15 protein-coding genes are annotated in these 16,829 nt (G+C 68.5%); 5 read left to right on the top strand and 10 right to left on the bottom strand.

Annotation, left to right across the window (positions count from 1 at the left end):
* Positions 1 to 44: 44 nt before the first annotated feature.
* A complete protein-coding gene (locus IM708_RS06820) occupies positions 45 to 404 on the bottom strand; it encodes an HTH domain-containing protein (protein ID WP_209425587.1) in 360 nt (119 codons plus the stop codon).
* 175 nt (positions 405 to 579) lie between these two features.
* On the opposite strand from IM708_RS06820, the gene tatA reads away from it, so the two are divergent.
* The 4 genes from tatA (at position 580) to IM708_RS06800 (ending at position 3,298) form a co-directional block, all read left to right on the top strand.
* On the top strand, positions 580 to 837 hold the full coding sequence (gene tatA / locus IM708_RS06815) for a twin-arginine translocase TatA/TatE family subunit (protein ID WP_245243045.1): 258 nt from the start codon (positions 580 to 582) through the stop codon (positions 835 to 837).
* 36 nt (positions 838 to 873) lie between these two features.
* Positions 874 to 1,479, top strand: coding sequence for a Sec-independent protein translocase protein TatB (gene tatB / locus IM708_RS06810; RefSeq protein WP_209425586.1), 606 nt, complete (start codon positions 874 to 876; stop codon positions 1,477 to 1,479).
* Between the two features lie 113 nt (positions 1,480 to 1,592).
* Positions 1,593 to 2,459, top strand: a complete 867-nt coding sequence (tatC, locus tag IM708_RS06805; protein WP_209425585.1) for a twin-arginine translocase subunit TatC — start codon at positions 1,593 to 1,595, stop codon at positions 2,457 to 2,459.
* The gene (locus IM708_RS06800) at positions 2,456 to 3,298 is read left to right on the top strand and encodes an ATP-binding protein (RefSeq protein ID WP_209425584.1); all 843 of its coding nucleotides are present in this window, start codon (positions 2,456 to 2,458) and stop codon (positions 3,296 to 3,298) included. Before tatC ends, IM708_RS06800 begins: the two co-directional genes overlap by 4 nt.
* Before the next feature lie 182 nt (positions 3,299 to 3,480).
* On the opposite strand, the gene IM708_RS06795 is transcribed toward IM708_RS06800, so the two are convergent.
* Positions 3,481 to 3,909: a DUF1499 domain-containing protein gene (locus tag IM708_RS06795; RefSeq protein ID WP_209425583.1), complete on the bottom strand. Its 429-nt coding sequence runs from the start codon at positions 3,907 to 3,909 to the stop codon at positions 3,481 to 3,483.
* A 133-nt stretch (positions 3,910 to 4,042) separates the two neighbouring features.
* Between IM708_RS06795 and IM708_RS06790 the strand changes: the two genes are divergently transcribed.
* Complete coding sequence (locus IM708_RS06790) at positions 4,043 to 5,488, top strand: mannose-1-phosphate guanylyltransferase/mannose-6-phosphate isomerase (protein ID WP_209425582.1); 1,446 nt, start codon at positions 4,043 to 4,045, stop codon at positions 5,486 to 5,488.
* 173 nt (positions 5,489 to 5,661) lie between these two features.
* Here IM708_RS06790 and glmM read toward each other — a convergent pair whose 3' ends face one another.
* The 8 genes from glmM to IM708_RS06750 all read right to left on the bottom strand — a co-directional run bounded on the left by glmM (position 5,662) and on the right by IM708_RS06750 (position 16,793).
* Positions 5,662 to 7,005, bottom strand: a complete 1,344-nt coding sequence (gene glmM / locus IM708_RS06785) for a phosphoglucosamine mutase (RefSeq protein ID WP_209425581.1) — start codon at positions 7,003 to 7,005, stop codon at positions 5,662 to 5,664.
* Positions 7,002 to 8,009: a dihydropteroate synthase gene (gene folP / locus IM708_RS06780; RefSeq protein WP_209425580.1), complete on the bottom strand. Its 1,008-nt coding sequence runs from the start codon at positions 8,007 to 8,009 to the stop codon at positions 7,002 to 7,004. Before folP ends, glmM begins: the two co-directional genes overlap by 4 nt.
* A 290-nt stretch (positions 8,010 to 8,299) precedes the next feature.
* Positions 8,300 to 9,220 (bottom strand): dihydroneopterin aldolase, encoded by a 921-nt coding sequence (locus IM708_RS06775; RefSeq protein ID WP_209425579.1) that lies wholly within the window; start codon positions 9,218 to 9,220, stop codon positions 8,300 to 8,302.
* A gap of 100 nt (positions 9,221 to 9,320) precedes the next feature.
* Positions 9,321 to 9,977, bottom strand: coding sequence for a cell wall hydrolase (locus IM708_RS06770; RefSeq protein ID WP_209425578.1), 657 nt, complete (start codon positions 9,975 to 9,977; stop codon positions 9,321 to 9,323).
* Positions 9,978 to 10,264: 287 nt separating this feature from the next.
* Entirely contained in the window at positions 10,265 to 12,838 is a 2,574-nt protein-coding gene (gene ppdK, locus IM708_RS06765) for a pyruvate, phosphate dikinase (protein WP_209425577.1), read from the bottom strand.
* A 282-nt stretch (positions 12,839 to 13,120) separates the two neighbouring features.
* Positions 13,121 to 15,352 carry a glycine--tRNA ligase subunit beta gene (gene glyS, locus IM708_RS06760; RefSeq protein ID WP_209425576.1) on the bottom strand — a complete coding sequence of 744 codons (2,232 nt, stop codon included), beginning with the start codon at positions 15,350 to 15,352 and terminating at the stop codon, positions 13,121 to 13,123.
* Positions 15,353 to 15,369: 17 nt separating this feature from the next.
* Positions 15,370 to 15,867, bottom strand: a complete 498-nt coding sequence (locus IM708_RS06755; protein WP_209425575.1) for a DUF6446 family protein — start codon at positions 15,865 to 15,867, stop codon at positions 15,370 to 15,372.
* Entirely contained in the window at positions 15,864 to 16,793 is a 930-nt protein-coding gene (locus IM708_RS06750) for a glycine--tRNA ligase subunit alpha (protein WP_209425574.1), read from the bottom strand. Before IM708_RS06750 ends, IM708_RS06755 begins: the two co-directional genes overlap by 4 nt.
* Between the last annotated feature and the right edge of the window lie 36 nt (positions 16,794 to 16,829).

The raw sequence follows: 16,829 nt of genomic DNA, 5'->3' as shown, positions 1-16,829 counted from the left end.
CGGTGTATGAAAGCAAACACACGAGGCCGGTTGTGGTTGCCTCCTCAACCGCTGTCGGGGTCGATTCCGGCCTGCGGCAGCAGTGTCGCGACCTTGTAGTGAAGGCTTCGCGCCGCGCGGGCGCGCGGGTGACCGGGCTGGCGGGCCAGCGTGCGCAGCGCCTCGTCCAGCGCGGCCAGTTCGTCGGCGGTCAGCACCGTCGGCGGCAGCACCAGCGGCTCGCGCAGGATGTAGCCGACACCGGGCTCGCCGGCGACGGGCAGTCCGGTTTGCGCCATGATCGCCATGTCGCGCCAGATTGTGCGGGTGGAGACGCCCATGGCGCGCGCCAGTTCGGCAGCTGTGCGCACGCGCCCGTCGCGCATCAGTTGCACAAGATCGTAAAGTCGCTGATCTCTCTTCATTCGGCGTCCGCTCACGCAGCCGTGGCACCTACTGACAGAATACTGTCAGCAGACCCTCCAGACCAGCCCTCACGGGCCGTTTTCGCGCTTTGCGCCGGCAGGGCGGGCGCATAGATAAGGGCGGAACCAACCTGTGCGCCACCGATGCGCCCGCCCCCGACGACAGGAGACCGCCATGCTGAGCACATTCATGGTCACACCGCATTTCATCAACAACGCCGGCCCCTGGGGCCTGCTTCTGATTGCCGTCGTGGTGCTGGTCCTTTTCGGCCGCGGCAAGATCGCCTCGCTGATGGGCGAGGTCGGCAAGGGCATCACTGCCTTCAAGAAAGGTGTCAAGGACGGCACCGAAGAACTTGAAAACAAGTCCGATGACGAAAGCGTCCAGAACGCGCGCGACGTCACGCCGCATACCGAGCGCGACAAGACCTGAGCGGGTGCCGGCCGCGGCCGGAACTGAGGATCACGCATGTTCGACCTGGGCTGGAGCGAGCTTCTGATCATCGGCGTGGTGGCGCTGATCGTGGTCGGGCCGAAAGACCTGCCAAAGATGTTCCGCACGCTGGGCCAGTTCACCGCCAAGGCCCGCAACATGGCGCGCGAATTCCAGCGCGCGATGGACTCCGCCGCGGACGAAAGCGGCGTGAAGGACATCGCCCGCGATCTGCGCAACACCGCCTCGGGCAAGGACATCAAGGACGCGATGGGCTTTGACGAGCTTGACCGCGACATGCGTTCGATGGGCCGGCCCGACCAGTGGGGCAAAAGCCCGTCGCCGAAACCGGCGAAGGCGGGAACGACGAAGGCGAAACCGGACCCGGCCGCCGCCCCGCCCGACGCCGACGAGGCTGCGGTGCAATCCGATGACCGCGACCAGACGGCGCGCGCCGCCCACGCCGCCGCGATGGACGAGGAGCGGCGCAAGCGCGCGGAACGCTCCGCCGAAGCCCGCGCCCGCGCCGCCGAGATCCGCGCCCGCAAGAAAGCCGAAAGCGCCGCTCCCGCCCCCCGCGCGTCCCCCGCGGCCGAAGCCCCGGGCGCCACCGGCACGCCGAAAACCGACGCCGACCGATGAGCGCACCCCGTCGCGACGCGAACCTGCCTTTCCCCACGCGCGCAGGCAGCGACCCGCGCTTTGCCGGCGCGCCCGCCCTTCCCTTCCGCTGATGACGGTCTGAACGCACAGCCATGCCCGCCCAACGCCCCCAGGATGACGCGATCGAAGACAGCTCGGCCCCGCTGATCGAGCATCTGGCCGAATTGCGAAATCGCATCATGAAGTCGCTGGCCGCCTTCGCCGTCGCGATGATGATCGCCTTCTACTTCTGGAACCCGATCTTCAACTTCCTGACCAACCCGCTGTGCGACGCGCTGAACGCGCGCGGGCAGCAGTGCGACCTGATCCTGATCCAGTTGCAGGAGGGCTTCTTCGTCGCCATCCGCATCGCCATGCTGGGCGGCTTCATGCTGGCTTTCCCGGTGATCGCCACGCAGATGTGGCGCTTCGTGGCACCGGGCCTCTACCGGTCCGAAAAGTCGGCCTTCCTGCCCTTCATCATCGCCTCGCCGGCGATGTTTCTGCTGGGCGCGTCCTTTGCCTTCTACATCGTGACGCCCTTGGCCTTCACCTTCTTCCTCGGCTTCCAGCAGCCCGGCATGCTGACAGGTGCCACGCCCGAGCTGGTCGAGGGCGAGGCCAGCGCGCTGGCGCAGGCCGGCATCACCTTCCAGGGTTCGGTCAGCGAATACCTGGCATTGACCACGAAGTTCATCATCGCCTTCGGCATGTGCTTCCAGTTGCCGGTCCTGCTGACGCTGATGGGCAAGGCCGGGCTCGTCTCGGCCGAGGGGCTGAGGAACGGGCGCAAATGGGCGGTGGTTGGCATCCTGACGCTGGCGGCCTTTGTCACGCCCCCCGACGTGATCACCCAGATCATCCTCTTCGTCGTCGTCTACGGTCTCTATGAAATCTCCATCCAGCTGGTTGCGCGCGTCGAGCGGAAACGCAATGAAGCCCTGAAAGCCGAAGGGCTGATGGACGAGGACGAGGCATGAATGACGGCGAGCTTGCGCGCATCGCGACGGCCCTGGAGCGGCTGAGCCCTGCCGCCGCCCCCCCGCCCGATTTCGACAGCGCGGAGGCGTTCATCTGGCATGTCGGCCCCGACCGGCTGGAACCGGTGGCGCAGGTCAACCGCGTCGCACTGCCGCTCCTGCTGGGCATCGACCGGTCGCGCGACACGCTTCTGGCCAACACCATCCAGTTCGCGCGCGGGCATGCGGCGAACAACGCGCTTTTGTGGGGCGCGCGCGGCATGGGCAAGTCGTCGCTGGTCAAGGCCGTCCATGCCGAGGTTGTGGCGCAGGGGCTGAGTTGCAAGCTGGTCGAGATCCAGCGCGAGGATCTGCCCTCGGTCGGGCGGCTTCTGGCGCATCTCCGGCGCGCGCCGGACCACCGTTTCGTGCTCTTTTGCGACGATCTCTCGTTCAGCCACGACGACCAGCACTACAAGTCGCTCAAGGCCGTGCTCGACGGCGGGATCGAGGGGCGGCCGGCGAACGTCATCCTCTACGCCACGTCGAACCGCCGCCACCTGATGCCCCGCGACATGATCGAAAACGAACGCTCCACCGCGATCAGCCCGTCCGAGGCGGTGGAGGAAAAGGTCTCGCTGTCGGACCGCTTCGGCCTGTGGCTCGGGTTTCATCCCTGTTCGCAGGATGACTACCTGGCGATGATCGATGGCTACTGCCGCGCTTGGGGTCTGGACCCCGCCCCTGAGGACCTGCGCGCCCAGGCGATCGAATGGCAGGCGACGCGCGGGGCTCGGTCGGGGCGGGTGGCCTGGCAGTTCTTCTGCGACCTTGCCGGCCGGATGGGCCGCGCGGTCTGAACGCCGTCCCAGCGCGGACCCTTCGGTGCGCGGTTAAGATTTGGTTTCAATCACGTCTTTTAATGTTCACTATCAGAAGGTTGTCCGATTGTCCAAGCTTGGACACTTCCTCGAATCGGCTTTCCGGCGCGACTGAGAGGCGCGATCGACGGCTTCCCGCGCCCGCGCCGCGCCTTCAAGCCTCACTCTGCCAGCCGGTCCAGCCAGCGCCGCAGCCGCGCGGCGTTCACCCCCATGTCCCCACGTCCGAAGCGCGCGCGCGACAGCGCCTGGATGCGGGTCCCCCCGCCCTCGGCCGGGTCGAAGCGGAGGCTCAGATAGTCCGGAAAGCGCATCCGGCGCGTGCGCGCGACATAGGTGGCCAGCTGGTCATCGCCGGCCAGCAGTTCCGCCCCCTTCCCGGTGGCGATCGCATGGAAGCGGTCGCGCGCCTCGTCCGGCGGCATCGGCACCACCCGGTCCGCGCGCGCGAAATTCGGGCGCGACGGGTCGGGCGCGGAAGCCGGATCGACATGCCAGCGCCCCGGATCCGAGGGCGCAAACCGCACCCAGAGCGCGAAGGCCACGAATGCCCCCACCGCTAGCAACAGAAGCAGCAACGTGATCTTCATGCGTTTCTCCCAGAATCTCGACAAGTCTAGCGCAAAGCGCGGTCCGGGCAATCTGACCTAGGTTCCGGCCGCGGTTTGTGCCAGAAACGGTGAAAACGGGGCTCCGCTGGAGCCGAAGAAACGGGACAGCTGCATGACGACGCCTATCCATCCCCTTCTCCTCTGCGGCGGCTCGGGCACGCGGCTCTGGCCCTTGTCGCGGCGCAGCTATCCCAAGCAGTTCGCCCGGATCACCGGCAGCGAAAGCCTGTTCCAGGCCTCGGCCCGCCGCTTTGTCGGTCCGGGTTTCGCGCCGCCGCTGGTGGTCACCGCGTCGGACTTCCGCTTCATCGTCACCGAACAGCTGGCCGCCTGCGAAATCGCGCCCGCCGACATCCTGATCGAGCCCGAGGGCCGCAACACCGCGCCGGCAATCCTGTCGGGCGCGCTGGCGCTGCACGCGAAATCGCCGGGGGCGCTGATGCTGGCCGCGCCATCGGACCATGTGATCCCCGACGCCGAAGCCTTCCGCGCCGCGGTCGAAGCCGCGATCCCGACCGCGCTGGCGGGCGAGTTGGTCACCTTCGGCATCCAGCCCGACCGGGCCGAGACCGGCTATGGCTGGCTGGAGCTGGAAACCCCGCCCGCGCCGGACACCGCCGCGCCGCTGCCGTTGCGCCGCTTTGTCGAAAAACCCGACGCGCCCCGCGCCGCCGAAATGCTGGCCGATGGTCGACACCTCTGGAATGCCGGCATCTTCCTCTTTTCCACCGACGCGATCATTGACGCCTTCGCGCGCCACGCCCCGCAGATCCTGGCCGGCGTGCAGGCCGCGCTGGACAGTGGCGTGCGCGATCTGGGCTTCACCCGTCTGGATGCCGAGGCCTGGTCGGGCGTCGACGCCATCTCGATCGACTACGCGGTGATGGAAAAGGCCGAACGCATGGCGGTCATGCCCTATTGCGGCGAATGGTCCGACCTTGGTGGCTGGGTCGCCGTCTGGCGGGATGCGGGGCCGGATGCGGCGGGCGTCGTCACCCATGGGCCGGCCACCGCGATCGACTGCACCGGCAGCCTGCTGCGCGCCGAAGACCCGCGCCAGCAGCTTGTCGGGATCGGGCTGGAGGACATCATTGCCGTCGCCATGCCCGATGCCGTGCTGGTGGCGCACCGCGACCGCGCGCAGGACGTCCGGCTGGCGGTCAGCGCGCTGAAGGCGCAGGGCGCCAGCCAGGCCGAACAGGCGCCGCGCGATTTTCGCCCCTGGGGCTGGTTCGAAAGCCTGGTCACCGGCCCGCGCTTTCAGGTCAAGCGGATCGTCGTGCATCCCGGCGCGGCGCTGAGCCTGCAAAGCCACCATCACCGCGCCGAACACTGGATCGTGGTCGAAGGCACCGCCCGCATCACCATCGACGCCGAAGTGAAGCTGATCACCGAAAACCAGTCGGTCTTCATCCCGCTGGGCGCGCATCACCGGCTGGAAAATCCCGGCAAGCTGCCGCTGACCCTGATCGAGGTGCAGACCGGCGCCTACCTGGGCGAGGATGACATCATCCGCTACGACGACATCTACGCCCGTTCGGCCCAACCCAAGCGCTAGTCGCCCCGCCGGACGCCGCGCGCGTGCTTCCGGCGCGGGTTCACTGGCGCCCCCGAAGCGATTGAGCCGATGGTTTCGAGAAGGTTAACGCCGCGGCGACAATCTTTGGATTTCAATGCCTTGATGGGGTTGTGCAACTTGCACACCCCGCTGCCGACGCCGCCAAGCCGGGGTCAGAGCGCCGCCTCGATCTCCTCGACCAGGCCATCGACCACCGCTTCCAGCAGCGCAGGGTCCTCGCATTCGGCCATCACGCGGACGAGCGGCTCGGTGCCGGACTTGCGGATCAGAAGCCGGCCGCACCCTTCCAGCCGGGCCTCGGCGTCGCGGATCGCGGCCTTGACCGAGGCGGCCTCCATCGGCGTCTGGCCCGCCGCATAGCGGACATTCTTCAGCAGTTGCGGCACCGGGTCGAACTGGTGGACCAGGGCGCTCGCCGGCAGCCCAGTCTCGATCATTGCGCCCAGGAACTGCAGGCCGGCGATCAGCCCGTCGCCGGTGGTCGCGTAGTCGGTCATCACGATATGCCCCGACTGCTCGCCCCCTAGGTTGTAGCCGCCCGCGCGCATCCTTTCGACCACGTAGCGGTCGCCGACGCCGGTGCGTTCCAGCCGCAGCCCGCGTCCCTCCAGATGCCGCTCCAGCCCCAGGTTTGACATCACCGTGGCGACCAGCGTGCCTGCGTTCAGCCGCCCGGCCTCGGCCCAGCGGCCGGCCAGCAGCGCCATGATCTGGTCGCCATCCGCCACCTTTCCGTTCTCGTCGATGAGGATTACACGGTCGGCATCGCCATCCAGCGCGATGCCCAGATCCGCGCCGTGCGCCACCACCGTCTCGGCCGCCGCGCGCGGATGGGTGGAGCCCACGTCGCGGTTGATGTTCAGCCCGTCGGGGCTGACGCCGACCGCGATCACCTCGGCGCCCAGTTCCCACAGCACTTCGGGCGCGGCGCGGTAGGCGGCGCCGTTGGCGCAGTCGATCACCACCTTCAACCCGCTCAACCGCAGCCCGCGCGGCAGCGTCGTCTTGGCGTATTCGACATAGCGGCCCAAGCCATCCTCGATCCGCCGCGCGCGGCCGATTTCCAGGGGCGGGGCGGGGTCGATCTGCTGCTCCAGGATGGCCTCGATCGCGGTTTCCGCTTCGTCCGACAGCTTGAAGCCGTCGGGGCCGAAGAACTTGATGCCATTGTCGGTCGCCGGGTTGTGACTGGCCGAGATCATGATGCCCAGATCGGCGCGCATCGACCGCGTGAGGTACCCCACCGCCGGCGTCGGCACCGGGCCGAGCAGCAGCACGTTCATGCCCGTGCTGGCCAGCCCGGCGGTCAGCGCGTTCTCCAGCATGTAGCACGACAGCCGCGTGTCCTTGCCGATCACCACGCGATGCCCGTTCGACCCGTCGGTGCGGAAATACAGCCCCGCCGCCGCCCCCAGCCGCAACGCCAGTTCCGCGGTCATCGGCCAGGTATTGGCCTGCCCGCGCACCCCGTCGGTGCCAAAGAGTTTCCGGCTCATGCGTCCTCCGTCGTCAATGCCCGCCAGAGCGCGAGCGCCTGCACCGTCTCGGCCACGTCGTGGACGCGCACGATCTGCGCCCCCTGCCCCGCCGCGTGCAGCGCCACGGCCAGTGACCCGGCCTGCCGCTGCCCCGCCACCTCGACGCCCGAGATCGTGCCGATGAATCGCTTGCGCGAGGCGCCCAGCAGGATCGGCGCGCCGAGGTCATGCATCAGCGCCAATCCTTTCAGAAGCGTGATGTTGTGTTCAACCGTCTTGCCAAAACCGATGCCGGGATCGACGATCAGCCGCGCCCGGTCGATCCCGTGGGCGTTGGCGGCGTCCATGCGCCCGGCCAGCCAGTCGAAGACCTCGACCAGCGCATCGTCATAGCGCGGGTCGACCTGCATGGTCTGCGGCGTGCCCTGCGCGTGCATCAGGCAGAGTGGCACGCCGGCCTCGGCGACCAGCGGGCCCAGTTCAGGGTCGTGGGTCAGGGCGGCCACGTCGTTGACCATGTTCGCACCCGCGTGCAGCGCGGCCTCGGCGACGGCGGCCTTGCGGGTGTCGATGGAAATCGGCGCCGTGATGCCGGCGGCGCGCAATTCGGCGATGACCGGCACCGTGCGCGCGATCTCTTCGGGGACCGACACGTCCGCCGCGCCGGGGCGGGTCGATTCGCCGCCGATGTCCAGCATGTCGGCCCCGGCCGCGACCATCGCGCGGGCCCGCTCGACGGCCGAGGCACGATCCGGCGTCTCGCCGCCGTCCGAAAAACTGTCGGGCGTGACATTGACGATCCCCATGACCAGCGGCCGCTCGGCCGGCAGGCCGGGCAGGACCGGGCGCGGCGCGGCCAGACGGTCGGCGGCGGTGGGGTCGGCCTCGGCCGGGCCGCGCGCGGCATCCATCGCGCGGACACGTGCGAACCAGACATGCGCCGACCCTGCCAGCGGCCGGCTGCCCGCCGGGCGCGGCAGGTCACTGCGCGGTTCCGGCCAGTGGAGAATGCGACGGCTCATGCCGCGTGGCTATGCCAAAGCGCGTGTTTCGCGCAAGGGGCCAAAGCGCGTGGCAGCAGTGCGGAGGTGGAATCGCGCGGTCCAGGTGCGTCCTCAAGGCTGGATACGCGGCGCTCGGTACAACCACCCCGGCGCGCCCGAAACGGACGCAAGAAAAAGGCTTCGCTCAGGTTAAGATCACGCTTTTTTATATATTATATCAATATCTTGATCTTCGGTCCGCATGCGGACGCCCCGGATTGCGTCGTCTCCGGGCCGTTTGGGATACCGGAGGGGGCGGGTTTCGGGGCTCAATCGGACACGGTTTCGACCGGCACGCGGCTTCCCGCCGGCAGGCGCGTGCCCTTCGGGACGATGACGCCCCGCGCCGCCAGTGTCTCGGCCAGCCACAGCGTCAACGCGGCCCCGTCATGGGCGCGGTCCAGCGGCCCGTCGGGCGTGTCCAGAACCACTTTCGAGGGCGCCCAGACGATGGTGTGGCCCTGCCGGATCGCCCAATCAATCTCGGTCCGGCTGGCGGTCACCACGCATCGCCGGTCGCGCGCCGCCAGCCGCCAGGCGTTCTGCTCGATCGCCAGCAAGTCGATGCGCCGCTGCACCGCCTTCGCGGCGACCTGCGGCGCCTCCATCGGCGGGCAGCCGACACACAGCACCACCGGCGCGCCCCGCGCTTCCAGCGCATCCAGCCGCGCGCCAAGATCCGGCGCGTCGATCATGGCGTTGTCCAGGTAGACGACCAGCGGATGCAGCGCCTGGTCGGTCCCGTCGTCCTGCACCTGCCGGACCGGCGCCGCAGCGCGGGCGCGCACGATCTCGACCCCCAGCGCGCCGGGGCCGCGATCCAGCTTCTCCACCCGCACGAAGGCGCGCATCGCGCGCGGCTCGGCCAGGATGCGCTCGGCGACGCGCTCGGCCAGGGTTTCCAGCAGGTTCAGCCGCTCGACAGCCAGCGCATCGCCGATCGCTTCGGTGATCCGGTCGTAGGACAGGATGCGGTCGACGTCGTCGTCCAGCGGCCCCGATTGCGGGCGCACCTCGACCACGACATTGAAGAGAAGCCGCTGGGTATGCCCGCGTTCGGCCTGAAACGCGCCGATCTCGGCCTCGACCGGCCAGTCGCGGACCGAGATCCGGTCGCGCGGATCGGCCGAGGCGGTCGCCTCGGCGCGTTCCTCGGGATGGGCGAAAGCGAGGTGGATTTCGGTCGACATGGCGCGGGTCCGTGGAAATGCTCCGGTCCCGCTCTAACGCAGCGCGCGACTTTCGCCCAGCCCAAAGGCGGCATGACGCGGCCCTGTAGCGGCGTGAGCGTCAGTTGCTGGTGACCTGCACCGGCTGGCGATAGAAGAGATGCGCGCCGATCTGGGCGGTACGCTCGTAGACCCGAGCCCACCGCGGGTTGACGTGGCGGGCGTGGAAATGGGTGGCACCGTCGGTCAACTCCCGCGGCGCGCCCGACAGCATGACCTGCGAGATCCGCGCTGCCAGTTCCCTTGCCCCGCGTTCACCCATCGACAGCGAACTGCCGTTGCAGGCATAGCTGAATTGGCAGGCGCGACCGCTGCTGGCGCCTTGGTTCACGACGCCGCAGACCGAGCCCGGAAAGTTGCCGGCGTCGACGCGGTTGAGGATCACCTCGGCCACCGCGAACTGACCGGCCAGGGCTTCACCGCGCGCTTCGTGATAGATCGCTTGCTGAAGGCACTGGAACTCGCCGTTGCCGGCCAGCGTAACCTGCTGGCGCATCAGATCGCGGCGCGTCATCGGCACGGTGGGCGCCTCTGCGGTCGCTGCGGCGCGCTGCAGAACGGCGGGCGGCAGCGTGCGGATCGCCTCGCGTTCGGTCATCAGCGCGGCGGCAAGATGTTCCTGATAGGTTGTCCCGGCCGCGACCGCGACAGGACCGGACACAGTGAATGAGACCGCCGCCGCCGCCATGGCGGACAGGGACAACAGGTGACCTTGCATCGTGTTCGACTCCTTACAGCCCATCGGTGCATCCGGACGAATTGACAGTCCGGAGACCCCGCGCGATCCGCGCGTTCCGGGTCATGTTGATTGTCGTAGACAGGCAGCCCCCCAGGCACGCTCGTGTCAGACCAGAGGCGGATACGCCAGCCGGGCCGATTGGTAAAGATTGACGGATTTCCGTCGGCAGGTTTACGCCGACCGGCGCGGCGGGCCGCAACCCCCACGCGATTTTCCGCCGAGCCACCTTGACAATTCCAAGTCCCTGAAAATGGCGCTCTCGCCAGTCAGCGCAGGTCCGGCATCGGATTATCGGCCTCGCGCCCAACAATCGTGAGTTGAGCCGCCGCGAGACGCGCCACGGGCACCCGAAAGGGCGAACAGGACACGTAATCGAACCCTGCCGCCCGGCAGAAGGCGATCGAATCGGGGTCGCCGCCGTGTTCGCCGCAAATCGACAGCGTCAGGTCGCTGCGCACCGCCCGGCCGCGCGCCGCCGCGATATGCAGAAGCTCGCCCACCCCTTCGGTATCGAGCCGGTGAAACGGGTCTTCGGCAAAGACGCCGTTCTGCACGTAGTAGGACATGAAGCGCCCGGCGTCGTCGCGGCTGAGCCCGTAGGTCATCTGCGTCAGGTCGTTGGTCCCGAACGACAGGAACGCGGAATGCTGCGCGATCTCCCCCGCGCGCAGCGCGGCGCGCGGGGTTTCGACCATGACCCCCAGCCGGTAGTCGAAATCCTGCCCCTTGGCCACGCGCACGGCGGCCGCCACGGCATCGATCCGGGCCTTGACCAGTTCAACCTCGCGCACGGCCGACACAAGCGGGATCATGATCTCGGGAACGACAGGCTGGCCGGTGCGCCCGACCTCGATCGTGGCCTCGAAGATGGCGCGGGCCTGCATCTCGTAGATCTCGGGCATGGCGATGCCCAGGCGGACGCCGCGCATGCCCAGCATCGGGTTGAATTCTGCCAGATCCTCGGCCCGGCGCACGACCAGGGACAGCGGCTTGTCCAGCGCGTCGGCGAGTTGCCGCATCCCGTCGCGCGTGTGCGGCAGGAACTCGTGCAGGGGCGGGTCGAACAGGCGAATGCAGACCGGCAGGCCCTGCATGATGCGGAACAGCTCGACGAAATCGGTGCGCTGCATGGGCAGCAGGCGTTCCAGCGCCGCGGCCCTGTCCTGCGCGTCGTCGGCAAAGATCATCTCGCGCATGACGGTCAGGCGGTCGTTTTCGAAGAACATGTGCTCGGTCCGGCAAAGCCCGATGCCGGCGGCATTGAAATCGCGCGCGATGCGGGCATCGGCGGGCGTGTCGGCATTGGCGCGGATGCCGATGTCGCAAAGCGCATCGGCCCAGTCGAGGAGCGTGTGGAACGGCCCGTCGAGGGCGGGTTCCAGCAGGTCGACCGCGCCGGCCAGAACCTGGCCGGTGCTGCCGTCGACGGTGATCGTGTCGCCCTCGCTGAACGTGCGGCCGCCGGCGAGGACCTCACGCGTGCGGGCGTCGATGCGGATGCCGTTCGCGCCGACGATGCAGGGCAGGCCCAGGCCGCGGCCGATCACCGCGGCGTGGCTGGTCATGCCGCCGCGTTCGGTGAGGACGCCGACGGCGGCATGCATGCCGCGGATATCCTCGGGCGAGGTTTCGCGGCGCACCAGGATGCAATCCTCGCCCCGCGACGCCGCCGCCTGCGCGGCGCTGGAGGTGAAGACTATCCGGCCGGTCGCCGCGCCGGGGCTGGCGGCGATGCCGTGCGCGATCACGTCGCGGGTGCCGCGCGGATCGACCTGCCGGTGCAGCAGTTCCGACAGCGCGCGGGGCTTCACGCGCATCAGCGCTTCCTTGCGGGTGATGATCTCATCCTCGGCCAGCCGGACGGCGACGGCGACGGCGGCGCGGCTTGAGCGGGGCACCTTCAGCGCGTCGATCACCCAGAGGGTGCCGTCCTCTATGGTGAACTCGATCTGCATCTCCTCGCGCAGCTTTTCGCGGCAGACGGCGTTGTGGCGCAGAAGCTGCTCGAACACCGCGGGGTGCTGTTCCTCGAGCGAGGGGCCGCGGCGGTCCCGGCGCAGGTAGATCGCCTGCGGGTTGTTCGCTACCGACTCGCGCCCCTGACCGTGGATCGCGTAGCGGCCGGTGATCTGCGGCGCGCCGGACACCGGGTCGATGAACTGGATCACGCCGGCGCCGCTGTCGCCGGTGCCGAAGCCGCCGGCCATCGCCTGCACCACCAGGCCTAGCCCGGCCTCGATCGGGGCGCCCTTGGCCTGGCGCAATAGCCGCGCCGAGGTGCCGTCCCAGGCCCGCGCCATCGAGCGCAGCACCTCGGTCAGCTGGCGCGCGGGGTCCTGGGGAAAGGGTTCCTCCATTTCGGCGGCATAATCGCGCAGCGCCGCCTTCAGGGCGGCGCGGCTGGGCTCCACCGCCTCGAACAGATCGGGGTCGAGGCGCGCAACATGCTGTGCGTAGGCCTGCACGAACCGCAAATAGAGGGCTGTGGCGACGGGTTCGCCATAGCGGGTGGCGATGGTTTCGTGGCGTTCGTCGTTGATGCCGATGTTGAGGAGGGCGCCGGGGCCGCCCCAGTCGGGGTTTTCGGAACTGGGGCGGACCGACAGAAGTTGCCCGGCTTCGAACCGGCCGAGGAGGGCGGACATGTTGGGCATGTGGCCGGCGGCGATGGCGTGCACGGCGTCGAACGACAGGGAGATGGTCCGGGGCACCGGCAGGTCCAGACGAAGCAATCTTTGCAAGCACTTAGCCCGCCAGCCGTGGCTTCGCAACGAGATCGGGGCGGAGTGCGTGATCTCGGTGAAATCGACGTAGGACCGGGCGGTTGTGCGGGTGGGCATGGGGACTCCTGACCCGGGCAAGATAGGGGTTTGGGCGCACCGTGCAAGTGCAGAAATCAGGTGGATGAAAGGGGTTCCGGGGCGCTGGCAAGGTGGCTGGCAGGCGTATGGCAAGTGGCTGGCAAGCGTATGGCAAACGTATGGCAGTTCCGAGCGTTGCGCATCGGACCTGTTAACCGGCGCGGCACGACGCCGCGGGCCGGGTGGAGGCGGATTTTCGGCAAGTCGCGGGGTGCCGGAGGCCGGCGCCGCGCCGGCCCGGTGGCGGGCGGCGCGGCCCTCTCAGCCCTCCAGCCGCGTGAGGTCGGCGACCTGAAGGCAGGTGGCGCGGATGCGGTGCAGCAGGTTCAGCCGGTTGCGGCGCAGGATGGCGTTGTCGGTGTTGATCTGCACCGCCTCGAAGAAGGCGTCGATGGGCGCGCGCAGCCCGGCCATGGCGCGCATGGCGGCGGCGAAGTCCTCCTCGGCCATTGCCGGGGCGATGGCGGCCTCGGCCCGGTCGAGGGCGGTGAAGAGGGCGCGTTCCTCGTCGGTCTCGGCCAGTTTCGGCTCGGGGCCGAAGGAGTATTCGACGCCGTCCTTTTCCTCGGCCTGGGTCAGGATGTTGTTGGCGCGGCGGAAGCCCTGAACGAGGTTTTCGCCGTCCTCGGTCTTGAGGAAGTCGCTGAGCGCCTCGGCCCGTTTGACCAGAAGCGTCAGGTCGTCGGCGCCGGGCATGGCGAGGCAGGCGTCGATGACATCGTGCCGGATGCCCTGCTCGCGGAGGTGGACTTTCAGACGGTCGTGAATGAAATTGACCAAGCTAGAAGCAATAGCAGAATGCATCTCAGCAGTGTTGAAGTCGAAGAAGTTCGTTTGAGTGTAACCAGTATCAATTATGAACTTGGCATTTTCGGTGCTCTTCACGGTCAATCCGCTAAGTCTCTCAAAGTTCTCCCGAGCTTCCTGCACCTCGAAAGCGTGCTGTCGTTCTTGTTCGATTACTCGCCGCTGATACGTGTGATCGAAGACGTGAAGAAGCGGCATCCGTACCGCATTTCCTAAAACCAACCGAATAACCCCCAGAGCCGCGCGCCGCAGCGCATAGGGGTCCTTTGACCCAGTGGGCTTCTCGTCGATTGCCCAGAAGCCCGTCAGCGTGTCGATCTTGTCCGCGAGCGCGACAGCGACGGCCACCGGATCGGTGGGCACGTCGTCCGAGGGGCCGAGGGGTTGGTAGTGGGTCTTGCAGGCTTGCGCGACGGCGTCGGAATGGCCGGCGGCGCGGGCGTAGTAGGTGCCCATCGTGCCTTGCAGTTCGGGGAACTCGCCGACCATCGCCGATTGCAGGTCGGCCTTGGCGATGCGGGCGGCCTCGGCGGCGAGGTCGGGTTGCGCGCCGACGAGGGGGGCGATTTCGCGCGCCAGCGCCTCGATCCGGGCGATGCGGTCGGCCTGGGTGCCGAGTTGCCCATGGAAGGTGACGTTGGCGAGGCCGGCGGCCATGCCTTCGAGTCCCTTCTCGGACACAACCCGCAAGTCGTTGTCCCAGAAGAATTTGGCGTCCGACAGGCGCGCGGCCAGCACCTTCTGGTTGCCGGCGAGGATGGTCGCGCCCTGATCGGCGGTCTCGCGGTTGGCGACGGTGACGAAATGGGTGATCTGGTCGCGCTTGGGGTCGCGCAGGGAGAGGAACTTCTGGTGTTCGCGCATCGAGGTTTGCAGCACCTCGGGCGGCAGGTCGAGGAAGTCGGCGTCGATCTGGCCGACCAGCACCACGGGCCATTCGACCAGCCCCGCGATCTCGGCCAGAAGGGCGCGGTCCTCGACCAGTTCCAGGCCCATGGCGAAGGCGCGGTTCTCGGCGTCGGAAAGGATCGCCTCCGCCCGCGTGTCGGGGTCGAGGGTGACGAAGGCGCGCTTGAGCTTTGCCGCGTAATCCTCGAAACCCGTTACGGAAAACGCGTTGGGCGCCATGAAGCGATGGCCGCGCGTGGTGTCGTCGGCGCGGATGCCGTCCACCTCCAGATCCACGACCTCCGCGCCCGCTTCGGTCGTCAGGATGCAGAGGATCGAGTGGAGTGGGCGCACCCAGCGCAGGCTGCCCGCGCCCCAGCGCATGGATTTCGGCCAGGGGAACGTGCGGATCGCGTGCTCCAGCACCTCGGCCAGGATCGCGGCGGCGGGGCGGCCGGGGCGGGTGATGCGCGCGAGGTAGAAGGCGCCCTTCTTGTCGTCCTGCGTGGTCAGGTCGTCGAGGGTCAGGCCGGTGGCGCGCAGGAAGCCGTCGAGGGCCTTTTGCGGGGCGTCGAGTTTGGGGCCCTTGCGTTCCTCGGTCAGGGTCGGGCTTTGCGCGCTCAGCCCCTCGATGGCCAGCGCAAGGCGGCGGGGGGCGGCGAAGGCGTGGGCGTGGGCGTAGGTCAGCCCCCCCTCGACCAGGCCGTCGGTGACCAGGCGCTTCAGGTCCTCGCCGGCGCGAGCCTGCATCCGGGCGGGAATTTCCTCGGAAAAGAGTTCGATCAGGACGTCGGGCATGGTCGGGCTTTCGCAGATCAGCTTTCAGGTGCGGGCGGGCAGCCCGGCGGCAGGTCGCGGCCGTCGAAATGCGCGCGGCCGCAGGTGTTCATCTGGTTCCAGAGGTAGGCGGCGCCGTCGGGGTAGACGGCCATGACGCGGTCGAAGCCCCAGGCGAAGTCGCCCTCGACCAGGTAGGCGGTGGCGCGGCCCTGGGCGAGGTCGCCGCCGATCGCGGCGGCGTCGAAGCAGTCGAACCAGCGCGGCGCGTTGAGCGGTTCGGGCGCGGGGTGCTCGATCAGCCCCTCGGCCGCGTGGAGCCGGAAGCAGGCGCGGCGGCGCAGGGGCGAGCTGTCCGAGTCGATGCCGCGGAAGTCGGTGACGGCCAGATCGGCCGGGCCGTCCGGCGTGGCGACGGTCAGGCGGTCGGTGGGGGGCAGCGGGTCGTAGAGGCCCCAGACCTGGAAATAGTACATCGCGCCGCCCGACAGGACACCGGCCAGAACCAGCACGACGACCACGATGCGTCCGGTCACGCCGCGGCCCCGCCGGCCTCGGTCATCACGAAGGCATCGGCGCATTTCTTCGCCAGGGTGCGGACGCGGGCGATATAGGCCTGCCGTTCGGTGACCGAGATCACGCCGCGCGCGTCCAAGAGGTTGAAGATGTGGCTGGCCTTGATGCACTGGTCATAGGCCGGGTGCGCCATGGTGATGCGGCGGCCGGCGCTGTCGGTTTCGGGCGCGGCGAGGGTGCGTTCGCACTCGGCCTCGGCGTCCTTGAAGTGCTGGAAGAGCGTGTCGATATCGGCGATGTCGAAGTTCCAGCGGGAATATTCCCGCTCGGTCTGGCGGAAGATGTCGCCGTAGGTCAGGGGTTGCGGCGCGCCCGGGTCGTTGAACGGCATGTCCATGACGTGATCGACGCCGAGGACGTACATCGCCAGGCGTTCCAGCCCGTAGGTCAACTCGCCCGAGACGGGGCGGCAGTCGTGGCCGCCGACCTGCTGGAAATAGGTGAACTGGCTGACCTCCATGCCGTCGCACCAGACCTCCCACCCCAGGCCCCAGGCGCCGAGGGTGGGGGATTCCCAGTCATCCTCGACAAAGCGGATGTCGTGGAGGGTGTCGTCGATGCCGATGGCGCGGAGTGAGCCGAGGTAGAGGTCCTGCAGGTCGGGGGGCGAGGGTTTGATGATCACCTGGTACTGGTAGTAGTGCTGCAGGCGGTTGGGGTTCTCGCCATAGCGGCCGTCGGTGGGGCGGCGCGAGGGCTGGACATAGGCCGCGGCCCAGGGCTTCGATCCCAGCGCGCGCAGGGTCGTGGCCGGGTGGAAGGTGCCGGCGCCGACCTCGATGTCGTAGGGCTGCAGGATCGCGCAGCCCTGCCCCGCCCAGTAGGACTGCAGGCGCAGGATGATCTCCTGGAAACTGCGGGGGCGGCGGTCGGTGGCTGGGTGCATCGGAGCCTCGGGGAGCGTTCTGCGCCTCCATAGGCA

The organism is Pararhodobacter sp. SW119 (genome assembly GCF_017811755.1).
GTDB lineage: Bacteria > Pseudomonadota > Alphaproteobacteria > Rhodobacterales > Rhodobacteraceae > Pararhodobacter.
Note: the sequence above shows the minus strand (reverse complement) of the source record. Positions and strands in the feature narration are given on the sequence as shown.

What these genes read in the sequence shown, in the direction of transcription:
- glyS (WP_209425576.1), bottom strand. Translation starts at nt 15,352, where the DNA reads ATGCCCGACGTCCTGATCGAACTCTTTTCCGAGGAAATTCCCGCCCGG.
- IM708_RS06800 (WP_209425584.1), top strand. Translation starts at nt 2,456, where the DNA reads ATGAATGACGGCGAGCTTGCGCGCATCGCGACGGCCCTGGAGCGGCTG.
- folP (WP_209425580.1), bottom strand. Translation starts at nt 8,009, where the DNA reads ATGAGCCGTCGCATTCTCCACTGGCCGGAACCGCGCAGTGACCTGCCG.
- IM708_RS06775 (WP_209425579.1), bottom strand. Translation starts at nt 9,220, where the DNA reads ATGTCGACCGAAATCCACCTCGCTTTCGCCCATCCCGAGGAACGCGCC.
- IM708_RS06790 (WP_209425582.1), top strand. Translation starts at nt 4,043, where the DNA reads ATGACGACGCCTATCCATCCCCTTCTCCTCTGCGGCGGCTCGGGCACG.
- tatB (WP_209425586.1), top strand. Translation starts at nt 874, where the DNA reads ATGTTCGACCTGGGCTGGAGCGAGCTTCTGATCATCGGCGTGGTGGCG.
- IM708_RS06820 (WP_209425587.1), bottom strand. Translation starts at nt 404, where the DNA reads ATGAAGAGAGATCAGCGACTTTACGATCTTGTGCAACTGATGCGCGAC.
- IM708_RS06750 (WP_209425574.1), bottom strand. Translation starts at nt 16,793, where the DNA reads ATGCACCCAGCCACCGACCGCCGCCCCCGCAGTTTCCAGGAGATCATC.
- ppdK (WP_209425577.1), bottom strand. Translation starts at nt 12,838, where the DNA reads ATGCCCACCCGCACAACCGCCCGGTCCTACGTCGATTTCACCGAGATC.
- IM708_RS06795 (WP_209425583.1), bottom strand. Translation starts at nt 3,909, where the DNA reads ATGAAGATCACGTTGCTGCTTCTGTTGCTAGCGGTGGGGGCATTCGTG.
- IM708_RS06770 (WP_209425578.1), bottom strand. Translation starts at nt 9,977, where the DNA reads ATGCAAGGTCACCTGTTGTCCCTGTCCGCCATGGCGGCGGCGGCGGTC.
- tatA (WP_245243045.1), top strand. Translation starts at nt 580, where the DNA reads ATGCTGAGCACATTCATGGTCACACCGCATTTCATCAACAACGCCGGC.
- glmM (WP_209425581.1), bottom strand. Translation starts at nt 7,005, where the DNA reads ATGAGCCGGAAACTCTTTGGCACCGACGGGGTGCGCGGGCAGGCCAAT.
- tatC (WP_209425585.1), top strand. Translation starts at nt 1,593, where the DNA reads ATGCCCGCCCAACGCCCCCAGGATGACGCGATCGAAGACAGCTCGGCC.